Annotated in this window: 18 protein-coding genes and 1 tRNA gene; 12 read left to right on the top strand and 7 right to left on the bottom strand. The window is 42.4% G+C overall.

Annotated features, from left to right (window positions below; all coding sequences use genetic code 11):
• Nucleotides 1-118 precede the first annotated feature (118 nt).
• Nucleotides 119-1,021: a formyltetrahydrofolate deformylase gene (gene purU, locus ACQKL0_RS02505; RefSeq protein ID WP_402870082.1), complete on the top strand. Its 903-nt coding sequence runs from the start codon at nucleotides 119-121 to the stop codon at nucleotides 1,019-1,021.
• Nucleotides 1,022-1,086: 65 nt separating this feature from the next.
• On the opposite strand, the gene ACQKL0_RS02500 is transcribed toward purU, so the two are convergent.
• The 3 genes from ACQKL0_RS02500 to ACQKL0_RS02490 all read right to left on the bottom strand — a co-directional run bounded on the left by ACQKL0_RS02500 (nucleotide 1,087) and on the right by ACQKL0_RS02490 (nucleotide 3,706).
• Nucleotides 1,087-1,743: an SIMPL domain-containing protein gene (locus ACQKL0_RS02500; protein WP_402991168.1), complete on the bottom strand. Its 657-nt coding sequence runs from the start codon at nucleotides 1,741-1,743 to the stop codon at nucleotides 1,087-1,089.
• 135 nt (nucleotides 1,744-1,878) lie between these two features.
• Nucleotides 1,879-2,073, bottom strand: a complete 195-nt coding sequence (locus ACQKL0_RS02495) for a YwbE family protein (RefSeq protein ID WP_057914066.1) — start codon at nucleotides 2,071-2,073, stop codon at nucleotides 1,879-1,881.
• A gap of 112 nt (nucleotides 2,074-2,185) precedes the next feature.
• A complete protein-coding gene (locus ACQKL0_RS02490; RefSeq protein WP_402991171.1) occupies nucleotides 2,186-3,706 on the bottom strand; it encodes an FAD-dependent oxidoreductase in 1,521 nt (506 codons plus the stop codon).
• A 358-nt stretch (nucleotides 3,707-4,064) separates the two neighbouring features.
• Between ACQKL0_RS02490 and ACQKL0_RS02485 the strand changes: the two genes are divergently transcribed.
• Together ACQKL0_RS02485 and ACQKL0_RS02480 are read left to right on the top strand one after the other, a co-directional pair.
• The gene (locus ACQKL0_RS02485) at nucleotides 4,065-5,258 is read left to right on the top strand and encodes a ParM/StbA family protein (protein ID WP_427686001.1); all 1,194 of its coding nucleotides are present in this window, start codon (nucleotides 4,065-4,067) and stop codon (nucleotides 5,256-5,258) included.
• Between the two features lie 8 nt (nucleotides 5,259-5,266).
• Nucleotides 5,267-5,815, top strand: a complete 549-nt coding sequence (locus ACQKL0_RS02480; protein WP_402870092.1) for a hypothetical protein — start codon at nucleotides 5,267-5,269, stop codon at nucleotides 5,813-5,815.
• A gap of 116 nt (nucleotides 5,816-5,931) precedes the next feature.
• On the opposite strand, the gene ACQKL0_RS02475 is transcribed toward ACQKL0_RS02480, so the two are convergent.
• A complete protein-coding gene (locus ACQKL0_RS02475; RefSeq protein ID WP_407407995.1) occupies nucleotides 5,932-7,224 on the bottom strand; it encodes an NCS2 family permease in 1,293 nt (430 codons plus the stop codon).
• Nucleotides 7,225-7,530: 306 nt separating this feature from the next.
• On the opposite strand from ACQKL0_RS02475, the gene ACQKL0_RS02470 reads away from it, so the two are divergent.
• The 3 genes from ACQKL0_RS02470 to ACQKL0_RS02460 are packed head-to-tail and all read left to right on the top strand — an operon-like array spanning nucleotide 7,531 to nucleotide 11,198.
• Nucleotides 7,531-9,042, top strand: coding sequence for a DEAD/DEAH box helicase (locus tag ACQKL0_RS02470; protein WP_427650198.1), 1,512 nt, complete (start codon nucleotides 7,531-7,533; stop codon nucleotides 9,040-9,042).
• A gap of 14 nt (nucleotides 9,043-9,056) precedes the next feature.
• Complete coding sequence (locus ACQKL0_RS02465; RefSeq protein ID WP_427685999.1) at nucleotides 9,057-9,965, top strand: phosphotransferase; 909 nt, start codon at nucleotides 9,057-9,059, stop codon at nucleotides 9,963-9,965.
• A 33-nt stretch (nucleotides 9,966-9,998) separates the two neighbouring features.
• Nucleotides 9,999-11,198: a class I SAM-dependent methyltransferase gene (locus tag ACQKL0_RS02460; protein WP_427685997.1), complete on the top strand. Its 1,200-nt coding sequence runs from the start codon at nucleotides 9,999-10,001 to the stop codon at nucleotides 11,196-11,198.
• A 79-nt stretch (nucleotides 11,199-11,277) separates the two neighbouring features.
• On the opposite strand, the gene abc-f is transcribed toward ACQKL0_RS02460, so the two are convergent.
• Nucleotides 11,278-12,828, bottom strand: coding sequence for a ribosomal protection-like ABC-F family protein (gene abc-f, locus ACQKL0_RS02455; RefSeq protein ID WP_402870105.1), 1,551 nt, complete (start codon nucleotides 12,826-12,828; stop codon nucleotides 11,278-11,280).
• A gap of 255 nt (nucleotides 12,829-13,083) precedes the next feature.
• On the opposite strand from abc-f, the gene ACQKL0_RS02450 reads away from it, so the two are divergent.
• Together ACQKL0_RS02450 and ACQKL0_RS02445 are read left to right on the top strand one after the other, a co-directional pair.
• Entirely contained in the window at nucleotides 13,084-15,276 is a 2,193-nt protein-coding gene (locus tag ACQKL0_RS02450) for a DNA topoisomerase III (protein ID WP_427685995.1), read from the top strand.
• Nucleotides 15,273-15,554, top strand: a complete 282-nt coding sequence (locus tag ACQKL0_RS02445; RefSeq protein ID WP_427686056.1) for a nitroreductase family protein — start codon at nucleotides 15,273-15,275, stop codon at nucleotides 15,552-15,554. The genes ACQKL0_RS02450 and ACQKL0_RS02445 overlap by 4 nt, the downstream gene beginning before the upstream one ends.
• 59 nt (nucleotides 15,555-15,613) lie before the next feature.
• Here ACQKL0_RS02445 and ACQKL0_RS02440 read toward each other — a convergent pair whose 3' ends face one another.
• Nucleotides 15,614-15,808 carry a hypothetical protein gene (locus ACQKL0_RS02440; RefSeq protein ID WP_427685993.1) on the bottom strand — a complete coding sequence of 65 codons (195 nt, stop codon included), beginning with the start codon at nucleotides 15,806-15,808 and terminating at the stop codon, nucleotides 15,614-15,616.
• A gap of 463 nt (nucleotides 15,809-16,271) precedes the next feature.
• Here ACQKL0_RS02440 and ACQKL0_RS02435 point away from each other — a divergent pair, with 463 nt between their 5' ends.
• The gene (locus ACQKL0_RS02435) at nucleotides 16,272-16,961 is read left to right on the top strand and encodes a DUF421 domain-containing protein (RefSeq protein WP_427686054.1); all 690 of its coding nucleotides are present in this window, start codon (nucleotides 16,272-16,274) and stop codon (nucleotides 16,959-16,961) included.
• 143 nt (nucleotides 16,962-17,104) lie between these two features.
• Here ACQKL0_RS02435 and ACQKL0_RS02430 read toward each other — a convergent pair.
• Nucleotides 17,105-17,178: transfer RNA gene (locus ACQKL0_RS02430), tRNA-Arg, on the bottom strand.
• A 404-nt stretch (nucleotides 17,179-17,582) separates the two neighbouring features.
• Here ACQKL0_RS02430 and ACQKL0_RS02425 point away from each other — a divergent pair.
• The 3 genes from ACQKL0_RS02425 to ACQKL0_RS02415 are packed head-to-tail and all read left to right on the top strand — an operon-like array spanning nucleotide 17,583 to nucleotide 19,939.
• Nucleotides 17,583-18,203 (top strand): hypothetical protein, encoded by a 621-nt coding sequence (locus ACQKL0_RS02425; protein ID WP_427685992.1) that lies wholly within the window; start codon nucleotides 17,583-17,585, stop codon nucleotides 18,201-18,203.
• Nucleotides 18,200-18,796 (top strand): hypothetical protein, encoded by a 597-nt coding sequence (locus tag ACQKL0_RS02420; protein WP_427685990.1) that lies wholly within the window; start codon nucleotides 18,200-18,202, stop codon nucleotides 18,794-18,796. The genes ACQKL0_RS02425 and ACQKL0_RS02420 overlap by 4 nt, the downstream gene beginning before the upstream one ends.
• 12 nt (nucleotides 18,797-18,808) lie before the next feature.
• Nucleotides 18,809-19,939, top strand: coding sequence for an ABC transporter substrate-binding protein (locus ACQKL0_RS02415; protein WP_407407571.1), 1,131 nt, complete (start codon nucleotides 18,809-18,811; stop codon nucleotides 19,937-19,939).
• The last annotated feature ends 13 nt before the right edge of the window (nucleotides 19,940-19,952 follow it).

Raw genomic sequence — 19,952 nt, 5'->3', positions numbered from 1 at the left:
AGTGCAGGTTTCAGACAAGGATTATCGTGCTTATTAATCGGGGAGTAATGGACTGACTTTAACATTGCTGACGAAATAAAGTATAATAGAGCCAAAAAGACGAAGGGCAGTTGGGATAATGGTGAACAACTTTGTGCAAGAGCAATTACAGGCATACCGTGAAAAAAATGAAGATAGAGGACGTTTGATAATAAAATGTCCGGATCAACCAGGCATAGTCGCAACGGTAACGGCTTTTTTAAAAGAATATGAAGCGAATATTGTTGAATTGAGTCAGTATTCCATGAATCCAAATGGCGGGACTTTTTTTACTAGAATTGAATTTGATTGCCCCAACTTAAAAGCGAAATCAGGAGACATGGAAAAAGATTTTCAAGAAATTTCAGAAAAGTTTTCCATGCAATGGACGTTCAATTACGTTAGTGATTTAAAGAGGACGGCGATTTTCGTTTCGAAAGAACCACATTGTCTACTTGAGTTGTTATGGGAGTGGCAAAGCGGCAATCTACTGGCAGATATAGCGATGGTCATCAGTAATCATGAAGATACTAGGGAAATTGTCGAATCCATGAATATTCCTTTTTATTATATTCCGGCAAATAAAGAGATTCGTAAAGAAGTGGAAGCGCAGCAGCTTAAATTGCTGGAGGACTTTAAGATTGATTTAATCGTATTGGCTCGATATATGCAGATTTTGACACCCGATTTCGTGGCAGCCCATCCGAATAAAATCATCAACATCCATCATTCATTCCTACCTGCATTCATAGGGGCTCGACCTTATGAACGCGCATATACCCGCGGTGTTAAGTTGATAGGGGCAACATCCCACTATGTGACAAATGATTTAGATGAAGGTCCCATCATCGAGCAGGACATAGAACGTGTCGATCACCGTGACTCTGCAGAAGAGATGAAGAAAATTGGTCGTTCTGCAGAACGCAGGGTACTTGCTCATGCTGTGAAGTGGCATTTGGAAGACCGCGTTCTTGTTCATGAAAACAAAACAGTCGTCTTTTAAAAACAAAAACCCTCTATTGGCAAGTAGCCTTGCCAATAGAGGGTTTTACTTTGGAAACCGGCAACTTAGTAAGTATATTCCACTCTTACTGTAGCGGTAATGTTCAATTCACCAGGTTGGATGGGGGTAGTGGCTGCTTTGGTGTAGGAACTGGTTTGGAAAAGAACAGGAGGAGTCGTTTCCGACATTTCTTCAACGAGAGTGGGAATGGGGTTCAAGGTAACTCCTATCGTTCTCGCCATGGAGAGTGCTTTTTCATAAGCATTCTTTAAAGCTAGTGAAAGGGCTTGATTGTAATAGACCTCTGGAGTGGACAAGGAAAAACGGATATTGGAGATGGAATTGGCCCCATTGCTGACAGCCGTGTCAATTATGATGCCAATGGCCTCAATCTCAGTTGTTTGGACTTGGATTATATAATGGACCTTATAATTTTTAAACTGTTCTTTTCCACCAACATAATCATATTGCGGGTCAATCCTATATTCACTCGTTTTCAATTGATCTTCGGAAATGCCAATGGACTTCAGTCCAGCAATGACTCGTGCAATGCTTTGTGAATTGGCTTGTTGAGCCTTCCGGGGGTCCTCATCCTCTGTTATGACCCCCAGGGTAATGGTCGCCTGATCAGGGGCAGCCTGAAGCGTCTCAGAGCCGGACACCTTTAAAGCGTGAGGGTTATCAAGATAATTTCGATTGGGGGTGCTAAATTCCTGATTCATAAGACACCAACCTTTTATAAAAGTGAGTTTATCCTATTGTACGGGACCGTAAGGGAAAACATGCTCCCTTTTGTTGAAGGATTGATCGAAAGAATAAGGATATAAAAAAACACTCGGTTTCAAACCGAGTGCATGTTATTTATGAATGACCTGGACCCTGCCAACTTGGCCGTCTGTCAACCGTACTTTTATTCCATGTGGGTGACTGCTAGAGTTTGTTAAGATGTCCTTTACTGTACCACTTGTTAGTTTTCCGCTTCGTTGATCTGCTTTCAGTACAATGTCTACAGAGGTTCCTGGAGTGATATCTTTTCGGTTTTTACCGTTCATTTTACTTCAATCCCTTTTAGAGGTATTTGCAAGTTACTGCAGTCCCTTCAGTATAAGGAAAACAGTTGTTATAGTCGAGAATAATAGGGCAATGTACGCTAGGTATCCGTTATTACCGAATTTTCTTGAGGGGCTCGACTGCAGGACCTTCCATAACTTCTCCAGTAATAGAGTAACGTGAGCCATGGCACGGACAATCCCAAGTCCTATCCCCACTGTTCCACGCGACTTCACATCCCATATGGGTACATGTCGAGTCCACGATGAATAGTTGACCTTCTTTATCTCGGTAACACCCAGCCTTATCCCCATTCACTTTGACAATGGCCCCTTCATCCAATCCTAGGTCGTCTGGCTTTTTATGAAGGATGGAAAGCTTGCCCTGAATCATATGCTTCGCGACATCCGCATTATCTTTCACCATGTTTTTCATTCCATCTAATCTGGCGGGATCATACAAGTCCGCATATCGGTTATCCTTTTGTAAAATGCGGTCAGTCAAGATTTTTGCGGCAATGGTTCCATTTGTCATGCCCCATTTTGCATAACCGGTTGCAATGAGCACCCGGGGATGATTGGGGGTTGCCGGGCCAACGAATGGCAGGTCATCAGGCGTCACGATATCCTGAGCCGACCAACGGTAAGGGATGTCCTCCACTTTGAAATAGTGGGAGCCAAAATCCTGTAAAGCCTCATAATGGTTTATTGTGGATATACCTTGCCCGGTTTTATGCCCTTCTCCGCCTACAAGAATCAGCTTTTCACCATTGTCGTTTTCCGTATAGCGAAGGGAACGGGAAGGGCTATCCGCGCTATAAAACATGCCTCCCGGATATTCCTGTTTCATCCTAATGCCAAGGACATAGGATCTTTTTACATGGACCCGTGCAAAGTATAAACCCATCTCATCATTAAAAGGAAAATGAGAAGCGACGATGACATGGTTGCATTTAATTTTATGACCATCCTCAGTCAGAACGGTCGGATTCTCTCCATCTTCAATCTTCATGGCTGTCGTATGTTCAAAGATTTTCCCGCCACCATCCAGAATGGGGGAGGTAAGTCCCAGTAAATATTTCAATGGATGGAACTGTGCCTGGTCCTTCATGATTACCGCGGCTTTGCATGGAATGGAGAAGGGTATAGTGTCGGTATAATCACCGGGAATACCGAGTTTACGATAGGCCCTCAATTCTTTTTGAATCTTACTAACATATTCTTCAGTATTTGCATACACATAAGCATCTTGTTTAGATAAATTACATTCTATAGAATGTTCCTCGACCAATTCCTTGATTAAATTCATTGCTTCAGTATTTGCTTCATAGTATAGTTTTGCCTTTTCCTCGCCATGCGCTGCAATTAGCTTGTCATAAACCAGTCCATGCTGGGCGGTAATCTTGGCTGTTGTATGTCCTGTGGTTCCGTTTAGGATCTCGCTCGCCTCAATGAGTGTGACTTGAACTCCTTGCTTGGCTAATAGATAAGCGGAAGTTATGCCTGTGATCCCGCCCCCAACAATCAAGACATCTGTTTTAATATCTTCTTCTACCTTGGGGAATGAAGGAAAAGTCAATGTACTTCTCCAGAAGGGTTCAGGATACTGTGGGAGTTCTGTATTTTTTTCAGTCATTTTTAAATTCCTCCAGACGTTTAGGAATGGTTTCCGTTTATTACCATTCCCTTTCACCTAGCTTTTTATCCTCTTTTTGGTAGATGGATGTTATAAAAAGGAAATGGTTTGCATTGTATACAAAAATGTATACATGTAAACAAAATAAGATAGTTTGTAAACAATATAGTAAACATGTTTACAAACACGTATACATGGCTATATACAAGGTGTGTACACACTTGTTACTAATGTATACAAAATGAATACATATTTTAGGAAAAGGTATATCTATCGAATCATTGACTATTATGGTATTTTTTTCTATTCTTATTAAAGTACACTGTCTGGCATTTTTTAAAAAAGGGGATGTTTTAAGATGAGTTCTAGAATCGCAGCAGTAGATGTAGGTAATGATGCTATCAAAGCTATTTTTGGAAAACTAGAGTCTGAACTATATATACCGAATGTCATTGCAAAAGATATTGAGGACCGGCCGGTCATCGGGATAGAGGAACTGGATGAGAATAGTCCATTGGATGGAATTCATATAAGAGTGCACTCACCAGCACTTCAAGATAATAATGCTATTTACCGTGTTGGGAATTTAGCGACAAAAAGTGATAATCCCACAGAATTGGATTTAGGCAGCAGTAAATCGGAAGAAGACCAAACGTTGATCATGCTTTTTGCGGCACTGGCATTGGATGCGGCTAAACAGGGGAACAATGATCACTTCAAAAAGGTTAATAATGTCGTCGAAGCGAACTATACGTTGGGTACGGGCCTTCCGCTCCGTGAAGTGAAGGAAGGGAAAGATGTCGGATATCGCTCGAAATTAGTGGGTTCGGTTCACCAAGTGGAATTTTTAATCACGCCTAAATATCAGGGATTGAAAGTGAACATTAAATTTGATGAAGTGAAGGTCTATCCTGAAGGGTTTGCAGCTTATATCAATCTAGTAATGGACAATGATTTGAACATCATTAACCGTGAGCTGATCGACAAAAGAATTCTTATTCAAGATATCGGCGGACTTTCGACAGATATCGCGGTCATTAAGAACCGTAAAGTGGATGATGATAAAGCACAAGGGTTTAACCTTGGTGTGGCTGAAGCACTCGAATCAATTCGTGAGGAAATCAGGAAGAAACATGGTGTCGAATTGGACAGCAGACGTGACGTGGTGGAGATTATCACGAAAAAGAACGACCGGAACCATATAATGGTCCGCGGAAGTCGGACAAGTGTGCATGATATTGTCGACCGCATTTTAGGGGAGCTTGCAAAAAAACAATATCGTCATCTTCGCAATGTTTGGAAAAAAAATTCGCAGACGGAGATTTGCTACTTCGTAGGTGGGGGTTCAATTGTACTGAAGGATTACTTGAAAACACTCAATCAAAACTTTGATGGGTACAATATCGACTTTTTTGAAGATGAAAGAGAAAGCGTTTGGATGATGGCCAACGCCTATTACAAGCTGATTTCCGACTTTAAACGCCGGAATTCAAAGGAAGAGCAACAATCTCAACATAAGAAGAAAGAACAACGTACAGGTTCAGTTAAATAGGTGAGAAAATGAAAAAAACAGCTTCTTCTGAAATCAAAAGAGGACAGGCCATCACTTTTCGTATCCCTTCAGATGTATCCGATTATACGTTAAGGCAGCTGCAGAAATTAAAGGAAACGGAAAGAAGAAATTTTTCCAGTAAAATTGCTGAGTATGTTCTTGATGGCGTTGGGCAATCCTCTCATCAGGAACGGGAGATGGTTGCCTTGCCCATGCCGAATAAGCTTAGTAAATCTCAGCGTGACTGGCTAAAGCATTCCCACTCAGAAGCAATGCTTGGAACGATTTTGTACCATCTTTTATCCGATCCTTTACGGGCTACGGCCTTGTTGGCATCACTAAACAGCAATGGAATCAATGAGGATGTCTATGTAAAGGAAGAGGAAGAATTGGTGGAGAGGAGTTTGGAAGAAGAACCGAAGGAATTACCCGAAATGGATTTGGATGATTTTGATTGGAGTTTCGATGAGACTTCAGAACAGTCAGAGCAACCGGAACCAGAAGAGGAAAATCTGGATGATCTTCTTGGCGACTTTCTGGATCAAATGAATCAGTAAAAGAGGAAGGGTATCTGACAACATGTTGGATATCCTTTTTTTGATAGGATTCGAAGGAGGTTAAAGGCGAGGATAGGACATGAAAAGAGGAACCGTGATGTCACGGTTCCTCTCTTTTATGCTAAGAAAATGAGTTGGTAAAGAAAAAGAACGGCAAAGATGTATACTAACGGATGGACTTCTTTGAATTTCCCTCTTGCGATTTTTAGTATTGGATATGAGATGAATCCAAGTGCTATACCATTGGCGATACTTGAAGTAAGAGGCATCGTAACAATGACCAAAAAGGCTGGGAAAGATTCGTCGAAATGGGTCCATTCAATCTCATTGATGCTTTTGATCATCATGCTACCAACTATGATCAAGCTAGGTGCAGTGATGGCCGCAATATCTGATACTGCCCCGATAAGTGGGCTGAAGAAAGCAGTGACCAAGAAAAGAATGGCTACGACAAGAGCGGTTAACCCTGTTTTACCACCTGAACCTACACCGGCCGAGGACTCCACGGAGGCGGCAGTAGGGCTTGTACCGAACATGGCTCCGATTGTTGTCCCAACGGAATCCGCGAAGAAGGCACTTCCTGCTTTCTCCAACTTTCCGTCTTTCAATAACCCTGCTTGGCGCACAATCCCGATTAGGGCTCCGGTGGTGTCGAAAAGCATAACGAGAAGGATGGAAAACACTACACCATATAGGCCGTAGTTTACAACATCCGCAAAAGAAGTGATTGGATTAGCGACAATGATGCCCTCGGGTAACGATGGCACCGAAACAAAATGTTCAATTTTAAGTTGTCCAGTAAAGAGGGCAATGATCGCTGTAATGATCATCCCGATGAAAATGGAACCCTGAATTTTACGGACCATTAAAATGATGGTTATTACCAAACCGATTAAGGTAAGTGCCACGCTTGGGTCTCTGAAGCTCCCTAGGGTCACCAGGTTCGATTCATGACTCGTTACGACCCCAGATAAACGAAGCCCGATAAAGGTGATGAATAGACCAATCCCGGCGCTGATAGCATGTTTCAGATTATTGGGAATCGCTTCAATCAGTTTAGACCGGAAAGAAGTAAGCGATAATATGACGAAGATAATCCCTGTAACAAAGACTGCCGAAAAGGCAACCGTGTACGAGATATCATGCGTGCCTAGGACAGAGTACGCGAAATAGGCATTCAATCCCATCGCAGGAGCAATGACAATCGGATAATTGGCTAGAAAAGCCATGAAAAGAGTACCGACTAAGGTAGCGATGATGGTTGCTGTAAAAGCCTGTTCAAAGGGAACACCAGCATCAGAAAGAATTTTGGGGTTTACAACGATGATATAAGCTAATGTTAAAAAGGTTGTAAGCCCTGCAAGGACTTCTGTCTTAATATTCGTTTTCCGTTCTTTTAATTTAAACATGCGGCCACTCCTTCTTTTTATATACAAAAACTCCTTGTACGGACATTTACAAGGAGGAGACGCCCACCTTTTTCCAGGCAAGTAGCTCAAATAGTATAGTTAGTCAGAAATTTAAAATCCTATAAATTATATTAGAAAAACATCTAAAGCACAATACCATGAAAAATTTTCTCTCAAAAATAGATAATGATATACTAACAAAGAACTTGGAGTAAAGGAAATTGCCTTAGTGTAGAATCAGTAATAAACAATGGATGTAATGATGATTTAAATAAGATATCACAAATATAGAGAGTAGGCCGATACATGACAAATTTCATCGAGCTTGGCATAAGCCCAGAAATTAACACGATATTGAAGCAAACCGGCATAACCAGCCCAACCCCGATACAGGAAAAATCGATACCTGACATAATGGCGGGCCGGGATGTCATCGCAAAAGCACAGACAGGAACGGGGAAGACATTGGCATTTTTGCTTCCAATATTAGAAAAAGTCGACCCAAAAGCTTCCCACGTTCAATCATTAATCGTCACACCGACTAGGGAGTTAGCGTTACAGATAACGGCTGAGCTGAAAAAGTTCGCCAATGAGATCGAGGAATTGCAAGTGCTAGCCGTGTATGGTGGACAAGATGTGGAGCAGCAAATGAAAAAGCTGACACGGAATATTTCTGTCGTGGTAGCTACACCGGGCCGATTATTAGACCATTTACGAAGGGGAACCATTGATTTATCCCAAACCGAAACGCTTGTTTTGGATGAAGCCGACCAAATGCTCCATATTGGATTTTTACCGGAAGTGGAAGAAATCATGGGACAATTGCCAGAGACAAGACAAACGCTGCTCTTTTCCGCGACGATGCCAGAACAAGTCCATCAGTTGGCGAAGCGTTATATGGATAGACCATTGACAGCTGCTGTTAAAGCTGAGCAAGTGACGGTCGAGCAGATCCGTCAACTTGTCATTGAAACGACGGATAGGGCCAAACAGTCCTCACTGATCAGCATCATAAAGGAAGAACAGCCATATCTGGCGATTGTTTTTTGCCGGACAAAGCGCCGTGTTTCTGTTTTGAACGATGCTTTAAAGGCGGCTGGTTTCAACTCGGATGAACTTCATGGAGATCTGTCGCAGGCAAAACGAGAGCGCGTCATGAAAAACTTCCGGGATGCGAAGCTTCAATATTTAGTGGCCACGGATGTTGCTGCGCGTGGGCTGGATGTTGAAGGCGTGACACATGTTTTTAACTACGATGTTCCTGAAGATGCCGAAAGCTATATCCATAGGATAGGACGTACAGGAAGGGCCGGTGAGCATGGATTAGCCGTAACCTTTATTGCTACGAAGGATCTTCAGCTTTTGAGTGATATTGAAAAAGGTATTTCAATGAAAATTGAACGGAGAAAGATCGAAGGGGTTAAGATGTTCCAGCCGGGCGAAGTCGAGAATAAACGGAAGCGTCATGACCGCGACTCGTCTGAAGGGGAAGCACGTCGTCCACGTTCGGGTGGTGGACGCCGTCATAGAGAAAGAATCGATACGCGAGGTCCGAACCGAGGAAGTCACCGCTCCGCTAATCAGGCCGACAATCGTGAGTTGAGTCTAGAGAATACACGTGAGGGCTTTGCAAACCGAGGTCCTAAACGCGAGAACACACGAGGAGATAAAAGGGATGAAAGTCGGGGACGTAGTCGCGACAATGCCCGAGGAGAACGACAAGGAGGGAGTCAAAGCAGAAGGGGGAATACCCATAGTCCGAATGGGAACCGTCGCAATGATTCAGGAGGTTCACCTAGCAGGGGCAGAAACCGATAAAGGGGGAAGGAGAATTGGACAAACCATGGTTGGCAGAATATCCAGTTTCCTTAGAACTTGCAAAGAATTTGATAAAGCATCAGTTTCCCGATGTTGGCTTGGAAAAGGTGAGGCAAATCGGGGAAGGGTTTGACAATACGGTCATTCAGGTGAATGAGGAGTATGTATTCAGATTTCCCCGTAGACCCATTGCTGTTACCTTAATTCAAGTGGAAAACAAGCTTTTGCCTTCATTGGCCGGAAACCTTCCGCTAGCCATTCCTGAACCGGTCTTTTTTGGAGAGCCGAGCGGTAGTTATCCATATCCCTTTACTGGCTACAAAATGGTGAAGGGACACTTACCTGTGAAGGAAACCATGGAAAGTAAGATTTCCTCGGCAATAAAGTTTGCCCACTTCCTGAAAGTGCTTCACGGGTTTCCTGTTCCAACGGCGAAACAATTGGGTGTACAGCCTGATGGAATGCGGAGACTTGATGTTTCTTTCCGGCAGGACAGCCTTGATGAGCAACTCTTAGCATTAGTGGCACTAGGCTATTCTGAACAGGCCCATGCCGTTTCGATGTATTTGAAAGACCTGGATGCATCGTATGAAGGGACATGCGATACCCTTGTCCATGGTGATATTCATGTCCGGAACGTCTTGCTCGATGCCCAGGGTGTACTAATGGGCATCATTGACTGGGGGGACGTTCATATCGGGCATCCAGCTATCGATTTTTCTTTTTTATACAGCTACTTTCCAAAAGAGGCGAGACGGTCCTTTTTTGAAATCTATGGTGAAATTGAAACCGAAGTCAAAAACCTGGCAAGATTTAGGGCGATTTACATGCTCGTCAGGCTGCTTGTGTATGGAATCAATCGAGGTGACAAAGAACTGATCTCCCTCACGCGCACAGGTTTGTCGTTGGCTATGGAAGATTGATTCTACTGATTTTTACTGATCTAGGAGGTTCGCATGAACGGAAACTATTTACATACAATTACATGGATAGGGGAATTGCTTGAGGATGGAAACATTCCCTATCAATTTACGGGACCCTCCGCTTTATTTATACAAGGGGTTGAAATAAAGGATACTATAAATGTCTCGGTCGACGTGCAGTGGGATGTTTTTGATGAAACATTTTCCCTTTTCATAGATCATGCTCCTTCACAGCCCGCAAAGAATCCTGAAACAGCCTTTTTCCAGGTTGAAAAGGATGGAATACTGATTACGGTCCGCTGTTTATTCAATAGGACAATTAAAACGGACCCTTACCGATTACTCATACCAGTAGGGGAAACCGAGCTTTGGTGCCAATCCCTATACAGCTACCTTTACAATGCTGAAATGCAGAGTAATCGTGATGAAATCCATGCGTATCTATTATCGGCACAAAAAGGCTTTACAGCTGAAAATGAACAGGCCTGGAATCAAAATAATTATCTAGCCCTTGTGAACCGTTACGGGAAACCGGATGAATTGGCAGGGAAGATCAAGCACAACCCGCGATGGAGATTGCATCCATTTTATAAATATATGGGAGACATAGTGGGTCGGAAAGTCACACATTTAATGGGATCGAATGGGGTCAAGGCAGTCGCCATGGCGATGTTGGGAGCTGACGTTAAGGTCGTGGATTTCTCTCGGGAAAATGCTACTTTCGCGAACGAACTGGCTGAATCAGCTAACGTCTGCATTGAATATATTGTCTCGGATGTGCTGTCCTTGCCGCCCAAACATGCATTAGGAGACCAGGACTTGGTCTTGATGGAACTGGGTGTCCTTCACTATCTCATAGATCTGCAGCCATTATTCGAAACGGTAAAAAGGATGTTGAAGCCGGGGGGACGATTCGTGCTGCATGAGTTCCATCCAATTTCGACGAAACTCATAACCTCTTCTGGCAAAAAACATAAGGTGACAGGCAATTATTTTGCTCCTGCCATTGAAAATAACGAGGTGGCTTTCTCCAAACATATGCCTGATGAAGATAAGCAAAGCCTTTCGAAAGTGATCCAACGCAAATGGACCATGGGTGAACTCATAACGGCAGTCGGAGAATCCGGTTTGATCATCAAAGTCCTTGAAGAAGAACCAAACCACAAAATCCATGACATTGGGATACCTAAAACGTATACGTTAGTAGCTGAACGTAGTGGGGGCATGCATTAATCATTGAGCATGACCACTCCCGTTCAATAAAATAAAGAGGGTGCCCGCAACGTATGCGGCACCCTCTTTGACCGTTCATTTAGTTGTTGTTCGACCATTCTTCGACGTCCCATACTTTCGTGACCCAATCCTCGTAGAAATCGGGTTCATGGCAGACAATCAGAACCGTTCCTTTATATTCTTTCAATGCACGTTTCAATTCTTCCTTGGCCACCACGTCTAAATGGTTTGTTGGTTCATCGAACAGAAGCCAGTTGCTTTCTGTAAGCATCAACTTACACAAGCGGACCTTGGACTGTTCCCCACCACTTAAGTGGGCCATCGGGCGAGTGATATGTTCATTTTTTAAGCCAACCCGCGCGAGGATAGCCCGTACTTGAGGTTGATCGAGATGAGGGAATGCATTCCACACTTCATCGATCGGTGTCGTGTTGCCTGCTTGTACCTCTTGTTCAAAATAAGAAGGGAAGAGGAAATCACCAAGTGATCTTTTCCCGCTTAGTGGCTCGATTTTACCAAGAATCGTTTTTAACAGTGTGGATTTCCCCACTCCGTTACATCCCACAATGGCAATTTTCTCCCCACGCTCTATGTTCATTGAAAGTTTTGGAAGTAATGGACGGTCATAGCCGATTTCAATATCTTCCCCTTCAAATACATACCGGCTGCTCGCACGTGACTCTTTGAAATCGAAAGTCGGTTTCATCGCCGTTTCCGGACGGTCGATACGTTCTATGCGATTCAATTGCTTCTCCCGACTTTTTGCCCGGCCAGAAGTTGAATAACGGGCTTTATTTTTTGCGATGAAGTCTTCCTGCTTTTTAATGAAGTCCCGCTGTTTTTCGTATGCATTAATATGTTGGTTCTTATTCAGTTCAGCAAGTTCAAGGAATTTTTCGTATGTCGCCGTATAACGGGTCAATTTCGAGAATTCTAGATGGAAGATGACATCAACTACGCCGTTCATGAACTCGGTATCATGTGAAATCAATAGGAATGCGTTAGGATATTCCTTTAAGTAGCTGCTCAACCAACGGATATGCTCCACATCCAAGTAGTTTGTCGGCTCATCCAACAGTAGTACTTGGGGTTGTTCCAATAGCAGTTTCGCCAGCAATACTTTTGTCCGCTGTCCGCCACTCAGAGCAGAAACGTCACGCTCAAGGCCTATCGCATCCAAGCCCAACCCGCGTGCCGCATCTTCGATTTTCATATCTAAATTATAAAAATCCCCAGCTTCGAGTTTATCTTGGATTTCCCCCATTTGTTCCAAAAGTTCTTCAAGTTCCTCTGGTGTCGCTGAACCCATTTTCTCGGTCACTTCATTCAAAGCTTTTTCCTGCTCGAATAAAGGTAAGTAGGCATCTCTTAACACATCGCGTATCGTTTTGCCTTTAGTCAGGACGGTGTGCTGGTCAAGGTAGCCATATTCAACGCCAGGTGTCCAATCAACTCGGCCTTCATCGTGAATCAGTTGCCCGGTAATAATGTTCATCATTGTTGATTTACCTACGCCGTTAGCGCCGACGAGGCCTACATGTTCCCCAGCCATCAATCGGAACGTAACATCTCTGAATAATGTCCGATCACCAAAGCTGTGTGCCAAATTATCTATAGAAAGTAAGCTCATTTATGTTGAACCTCCCAATTATTTTGAAAAAATCTCTACGTTTCATCATACTAAAATCTGTACTAGATTGCTATCTAATCTAGTAATTTACATATTGCGCATGAATTAGGTGGGGTCCACCGATAAATGGTTCACCACTAGACGGTCTGCCTAAGTCACTTCGACATTAGTTGTTAGTCCCTAGTCCTTTATCGCCCTGACTAAAAATATATGAGATAATGAGAGAATCAGTTTAAAAGGGAAAGGATGTATTTGATGAGTAAAACAGTCGTACTGGCCGAGAAACCATCGGTCGGAAGAGATATAGCAAAAGTGCTGAATTGCGAAAAAAAAGGCAACGGTTATTTGGAAGGAAGTCAGTATATCGTCACCTGGGCGCTTGGTCATTTAGTTACCCATGCAGATCCGGAAACGTATGACGAAAAATACAAAACATGGCGGCTCGAAGACCTCCCTATGTTGCCTCCATCCTTGAAATTGGTCGTAATCAAGCAATCCGGAAAGCAGTTTCAAGCGGTAAAAACGCAATTGAACCGCAGTGATGTCAAGGACGTCATCATCGCAACCGATGCAGGACGGGAAGGGGAGCTCGTTGCACGTTGGATTCTGGAAAAAGCGAATGTTAAAAAACCAATCAAGCGGCTCTGGATATCATCGGTAACTGATAAGGCGATTAAGGATGGATTTAACAAGCTGAAGGATGGGAAAGAGTACGAGAATCTATTTGCCTCTGCAGTTGCTCGGGCCGAGGCGGATTGGTTTGTCGGTATGAATGCTACAAGGGCACTGACAACGAAGCATAATGCCCAGTTATCGTGCGGAAGGGTTCAAACGCCTACACTAGCGATGATAGCTGCCAAGGAAAAGGAAATCAAACAATTTCAGCCGAGGAAATTTTATGGCGTTACGGTAACGGCAGAATCTCAACTACGCCTTGTCTGGCAAGACGTCCATTCGAAAGATATACGCACATTCGAAAAGGCAAAGGCAGACAAAGTCCTTGCTGATGTGAAAAACAAAAAGGCTGAAGTGGTGGAAGTGAAAAAAGCCCATAAGAAGAATTTTGCGCCCCAGTTATATGACCTAACTGAGCTACAAAGGGATGCCAATAAGAAATTCGGTTATTCGGCGAAAGAGACACTTTCCATCATGCAACGTTTATATGAAGGACACAAAGTCCTGACCTATCCAAGAACGGACTCGCGTTTCTTAACCTCGGATTTGGTCGAGACGCTGAGAGAAAGATTACAGGCAGTCAGCATCAAGCCATATGCCCAATATGCATCGAGAATCTTGCGTAGCCCGATCAAGGCTAATAAATCATTCGTGGATGACAGCAAGGTGAGTGATCATCATGCCATCATACCTACTGAGCAAACGCCTCTACCGGGTAAATTGAGTGACAAGGAATCGAAAATTTACGACCTTGTCGTCAAACGGTTCCTTGCGGTTCTGATGCCACCATTTGAATATGAGCAAACGACCGTTACCGCAAAAGTGGGCAGTGAAACATTCGTCGCTAAAGGAAAAGTCATCTTGAAATCAGGTTGGAAGGAAGTCTATGATCATCAGTTCGAGGAAGAAGAGGCAAGTGATGGCCTTACAGAGCAATTGCTTCCGACACTCGAGAATGGTGACATCTTAGACATCACGGCAGTGAAACAAACAGAGGGAGAAACAAGACCACCGGAGCCATTCAATGAGGGCACCTTGTTATCTGCAATGGAAAATCCCGCTCGTTTCATGGCTGGGGAAAGCAAGGAACTCATTAAGACGTTGGGGGAAACCGGGGGAATCGGCACCGTTGCGACCCGGGCCGATGTTATTGAAAAATTGTTCAATAGTTTCCTGATTGAAAAACGTGGAAAAGGTCTTCATGTTACCTCAAAAGGTAAACAGCTCCTCGAGTTGTCTCCCGAAGATCTACGTTCGCCAGCGTTGACCGCACAATGGGAACAGAAGCTAACCGCCATTGCTAACGGAACGCTTGATAAGCGTACATTCATTGGGGATATGCGCACCTATGCGAAAAATATCGTTCACGAAATCAAGACGAGTGATCAAAAATTCAAGCATGATAACATTTCCGGCACAAAATGCCCGGATTGCGGCAAGTTGATGCTTGAAGTAAACAGTAAAAAAGGGAAAATGCTCGTTTGCCAAGACCGAGAATGCGGGCATAAAAAAGGTGTTTCACGTGTAACAAATGCAAGATGCCCACAATGCCATAAGAAAATGGAAATGAGGGGGCAAGGAGAAGCACAGACGTTCACATGTAAATGTGGCTTTCATGAAAAGCTTTCTTCATATAACAAACGAAAAGGTCAAAACAAGAATAAGAAAGTGTCTAAAAATGAAGTCTCGAATTATATGAAAAAGCAAAACAAAGAGGAGCCGATCAATACAGCATTAGCGGATGCATTGGCGAAACTGAAATTCGATAAATAATAGGAAAAGTCCAGTATCGGAATGATGCTTCAAGAGAAACCAGGGAGAGTATGGCTAATTTTGATGCTGGACTTGTTTCGATGCAGCTTATGCTAATAGCGAAATCTAAGGGATACGACACACTTACAATGGGTGGGTATAATAAACAACAATTCATTGAAAGATTCGATGTGCCTGAACGTTATGTTCCGATTGTCTTAATTGCAATAGGGAAGGCAGCTTCACCTTCTTTCCAAACTACAAGATTGTCGTTAGATGAAGTAGCGAAGTTCATCTAAATATGAAAAAGGATGGAGCAGATTTGCTCCATCCTTTTTCTATCATTCATCAATATCAATTAGATTTTATTCAGTACGGTACCTTGTAAATCAAATTCAGGTGTTTTATCGGTCGTCTGTTTGACCGTTTCTAATGGTGTGAGCGCACTGAAGGGCAACTGATCACCTGGACTGAAAATTGCTTCATCATTCTCTGGATTCCATTGCTGTGAATACTCATGTTGGTATCCTCCTTTGGTGAGAAGATTTGTCATTTTCCTTCATGGTTTTCATCGAATGCTTTACTAGTTTCTAACACTGATCACCTGGACTGAAAATTGCTTTCGTCATTCTCTGGATTCCATTGGCTGTAAATACTCATGTTGGTATCCTCCTTTGGATGAGAAGATTTGTATTTTCCTCGTGGTTTTCATGAAAGCTTCACTAGCTTCTAGCGCTGATCACCGGGACTAAACACCGCTGCGTCATTCTCTTTGTTCCATTGGCTTCTGATAGTACTCATCTTGCACATCATCTCCTTTGGTGAGAATGTCTTACACTATTTATCTACCCGATTGGGACAAGCTTAAACAATTTTTTCAAAAAAAGTAAAAAATATACGAGTAATTATTATTTAGAGTCTTGTATTATTTCGCCTTCCAGAAAAATAACCTTTTTATGATATATTTATCAATTGTGGAAATAATATTGTAGAAAAGGGGGAATTGATTTGGGGTTATCGAAATAATCATTAGATCATCATTGTCCTTTGTTATTCTTTTGACTCTAACAAGGGTGATGGAAAGAAAAGAAATCTCAGAGATGACATTCTTCAACTTTGCTTCTGCCATTTCCATCGGTTCAATAGCGGGGAATCTTTCTTTCAACCCTCGTTTAAGCATTCTGAATGGTATGGTCGCCTTAATGATATGGAGTTTACTTACGGTCGTATCTGGACGCATTGTCATTAAGTCGAAAAAAGCACGAAGCGTGATTGAGGGAGAACCCCTTATCATCATCAAAAATGGTAAAATTATGGAAAAATTACTTCGTAAGGTTAACTTGGATGCAGATACGTTGCTGGCATTGCTTAGGCAAAAAAGTATATTCTCAATCACTGAAGTGGAATATGCCATTTTTGAAATTACGGGTAAGCTTTCGGTTATGAAGAAAGAACATAAGCAGCCTATCGTAAGAGGCGACATGAATATTGGAAATCTTCAAAAGAACCCTTCGCCCATCATAACAGGCGTTATTTCGGATGGGGTAGTTAACATGGATAACCTGGATGAGTTAAACCTTGATATGAAGTGGCTGAATGGTCAATTAGCTAAAGCTGGCATTACATCAATCTCTGATGTCTTTTATGCTGAAGTTCAACCAGACCGAACACTTTATATGGACATAAAGGAAGGCAGTCTTCATTAAATGGCATGAATAATCGGAAGGGCTGGGTGCCATATCCCTCTTTTAATAAACAACTTACATCAATATTTCTACTTTTATCATTGTTCCATTAAAAAAACAGCCAAAACCTCCATATTACAAGGTTTTGGCTGTTTTCAATTTAGCGTCCCAGATAGGAATCGAACCTACGACCTACAGCTTAGGAGGCTGTCGCTCTATCCTACTGAGCTACTGGGACATATAAAGGTAACGACGACTTTCTTATTATATTTGTTATTAGTAAACATTTCAAGGTTATAGCCTCTTGTTGCGAAAATATTCTTGGGCAATTATCTATATTGAATGCCTTGTAGTGTCTGAATGGCAGTGTGAAGAAGGCGACAAATGCCCTTCGTGCCATGCTTTTTTGTGCGACAGAGAAATGTAATTACGGCGGAGTCTATCAGTTACCCCATAGTTTTTTGATAAAACCAATTGGATAAAAGTTTTTGTTGACGATGATAATCATTATCACTTATACTGATAACCATAAATATTCTATCTTGAAGTAATAAATAAAAGTAATTTTATCCCGTTAAATCAACATTTGACAATATTTACAATCGAAATAATATTATATCAATATAAGAAAGATGGTTGATTATGAAACCTATAGCCTATATAAGTACTGATATTCAATTCACAAGACTTAAAGACATCGATCATGAAAATGGTTTGGTTTCTTTGCAATTGTATGATATTCCATTTGCTGATTTCTCGGCATATGCTGGGATCATCGTGACAAATTTCGTGGAAGAGGCCTTTTTGCTTGAACATAAAGAAATCATCGAAAACTATTTGAATGATGGCGGTGTCATTCTTTCACAAACCGAAAATTTCCTACCTTGGTTACCTGGTTGCGGAAATTGGATGCGTTCTCCGATTTCTTTGAAGGACCGTGAAATCCGCTTGACTGAGCCTGTACATCCTATATTCGCAGGAATTGACCCTTATGATTTGAATTATAAAAAAGGGGTTCGTGGCTTTTTCTCAAGAGGGTATCTTGAGGCTCCAGAACATTCGGAAGTAATCGTTGAAGATCAAGAAGGAAAAGCAATCATTTACATTGACCGAAAAACGACTGGTGGCACGATTGTCGCGGGTGCAGGAACGGATCTGTATCGCTTTGGAATCCAAGAAAATAGTTCGCGTGTGCTACGTCAACAAATTTTGGACTGGATACGCGAAGAGTATGAAGCAAACAAGGGGGAAACAAAGCAATGAAAGTGGCAATCTTAGATAACGGTTATAGTTTCCATCATCGTTTCTTTCAAATGGACGAGTTTGCTTATATGTATGATGATGTGCTTCAACTTCGTCAGCTCCATACATATGATTTAAGTCAATATGACACGCTAATTGTTAATGATCGGATGTCCCTAATGCTTTTAAAACGGTACCAGTCGCTTTTCGTGAAGTTCCTTCAAGAGGGAAAACGTCTAGTCGTTTTCGGTGAAGTGCTGGATAATTGGCTTCCTGGAATAGACTGGGAGGAATCTGAAGTGAATTTCAGTTGGTGGGTGAAGGAGCATGGAGATTTACCTTTAATGGCTGAAAATACAGATCATCCTTTATATCAACATGTATCCCTATCAGATATGAAGTGGCATTACCACGGGACGTTCAAAGTTCCGGAAGGGGCAAAATCACTTGTGAATACTCCCGAGGGTCGCTCGATCATCTATACCGATGATGTGTCTTATCAAGGCGAATTGATCATTACCACCCTTGATCCAATATTCCACATTGGACTTGGATTCATCGACCAATCTAAACCATTCTTACATGGGATGGCTAAGTGGCTTAGAGAAGGATAAGGAGGAAGTTTTATGAAGAAGAAATGGACAATGTTAGCGGCAACCACTGCGATGGCCGCTTTGATTACGGGCTGTGGAAACTCTGGGGATGATTCGAAAGGCAATACTTCAGAAAAACAGACGACTGCAGAGGAAAAAGTGATTCAAGATCAACTTGGCCGTGATGTAACGGTACCAGGTAAAGTGGAACGTATTGCGGTCGGTGGCATTCTTCCGTACTTCTCGACTTGGTATGTAGCGACAAATTCGACGAAGGAAGTTGTCGGCTTGCATCCTAATGCGTATAATGCCGCGGAAAACTCGATTCTTTCTGAAATATCACCCGATATTTTAAAGGCAGATACATCATTCATTAAAAATGGCGAAGTGAACGTGGAAGAATTGATGAAAGTCAATCCGCAACTTTACTTTGAAAAAGCACAGGACCAAAAGTCCATAAACAAATTAGAAGATGCAGGTGTTTCGGTTGTGGCACTTAACCCTATGGATGCAGCAGCTGCGGAGCCATTGGCTACCTTCAACAGTTGGTTGGAACTGACTGGGGAAATTACGGGCACTACCGAAAGAACGGACAAGTTCTTGGAAAAAGGCCAAGCCGTTCAAGCCGAATTAGATAAGAAATTAGATGGCATTAAGGATAAAGACAAGCCTAGAGCATTGATCCTCTATCAGCACAGTGATAAAAGCATCATGGTCGGTGGGAAGAACTTCTTTAGTAACCAATGGTTAAATGCTACAGGGGCTTATGATATAGCAGCAGAAGAAGTTACAGGAACAAAAGAAGTCAATATGGAACAAATCTACAAATGGAACCCGGATATCATCTACATTACGAACTTTTCGACAACTCAGCCTGAAGACCTAACGAACAATACAGTGAACGGACAAGATTGGAGTCAGGTCAGTGCTGTACAAGAAGGAAATGTATATAAAATTCCGCTGGGCATCTATAGATGGTTCCCACCAAGCGGTGATGCACCTCTTATGTTAAAATGGATGGCTCAGAAAAATCATCCCGAGCTATTTGATTATGATATGAAGGATGAAATCACGGATTACTACTCAGAGTTCTATGATTATGATGTAACGGAAGAACAAGTAGAGAACATTCTTCACCCATCTTCCGAAGCCGCAAAACAGTAAAGTAGGGAATGAA

Origin of the sequence: Peribacillus sp. NPDC097264 (assembly GCF_050277925.1) — a bacterium.
In the GTDB taxonomy this organism is placed as follows: domain Bacteria; phylum Bacillota; class Bacilli; order Bacillales; family DSM-1321; genus Peribacillus.
Note: the sequence above shows the minus strand (reverse complement) of the source record. Positions and strands in the feature narration are given on the sequence as shown.

Coding starts and splice junctions, on each gene's coding strand:
- ACQKL0_RS02425 (WP_427685992.1), top strand. CDS start 17,583: ATGAAACCTATAGCCTATATAAGTACTGATATTCAATTCACAAGACTT.
- abc-f (WP_402870105.1), bottom strand. CDS start 12,828: ATGAGCTTACTTTCTATAGATAATTTGGCACACAGCTTTGGTGATCGG.
- ACQKL0_RS02450 (WP_427685995.1), top strand. CDS start 13,084: ATGAGTAAAACAGTCGTACTGGCCGAGAAACCATCGGTCGGAAGAGAT.
- ACQKL0_RS02420 (WP_427685990.1), top strand. CDS start 18,200: ATGAAAGTGGCAATCTTAGATAACGGTTATAGTTTCCATCATCGTTTC.
- ACQKL0_RS02440 (WP_427685993.1), bottom strand. CDS start 15,808: ATGACAAATCTTCTCACCAAAGGAGGATACCAACATGAGTATTCACAG.
- ACQKL0_RS02470 (WP_427650198.1), top strand. CDS start 7,531: ATGACAAATTTCATCGAGCTTGGCATAAGCCCAGAAATTAACACGATA.
- ACQKL0_RS02485 (WP_427686001.1), top strand. CDS start 4,065: ATGAGTTCTAGAATCGCAGCAGTAGATGTAGGTAATGATGCTATCAAA.
- ACQKL0_RS02495 (WP_057914066.1), bottom strand. CDS start 2,073: ATGAACGGTAAAAACCGAAAAGATATCACTCCAGGAACCTCTGTAGAC.
- ACQKL0_RS02460 (WP_427685997.1), top strand. CDS start 9,999: ATGAACGGAAACTATTTACATACAATTACATGGATAGGGGAATTGCTT.
- ACQKL0_RS02475 (WP_407407995.1), bottom strand. CDS start 7,224: ATGTTTAAATTAAAAGAACGGAAAACGAATATTAAGACAGAAGTCCTT.
- purU (WP_402870082.1), top strand. CDS start 119: ATGGTGAACAACTTTGTGCAAGAGCAATTACAGGCATACCGTGAAAAA.
- ACQKL0_RS02415 (WP_407407571.1), top strand. CDS start 18,809: ATGAAGAAGAAATGGACAATGTTAGCGGCAACCACTGCGATGGCCGCT.
- ACQKL0_RS02480 (WP_402870092.1), top strand. CDS start 5,267: ATGAAAAAAACAGCTTCTTCTGAAATCAAAAGAGGACAGGCCATCACT.
- ACQKL0_RS02490 (WP_402991171.1), bottom strand. CDS start 3,706: ATGACTGAAAAAAATACAGAACTCCCACAGTATCCTGAACCCTTCTGG.
- ACQKL0_RS02500 (WP_402991168.1), bottom strand. CDS start 1,743: ATGAATCAGGAATTTAGCACCCCCAATCGAAATTATCTTGATAACCCT.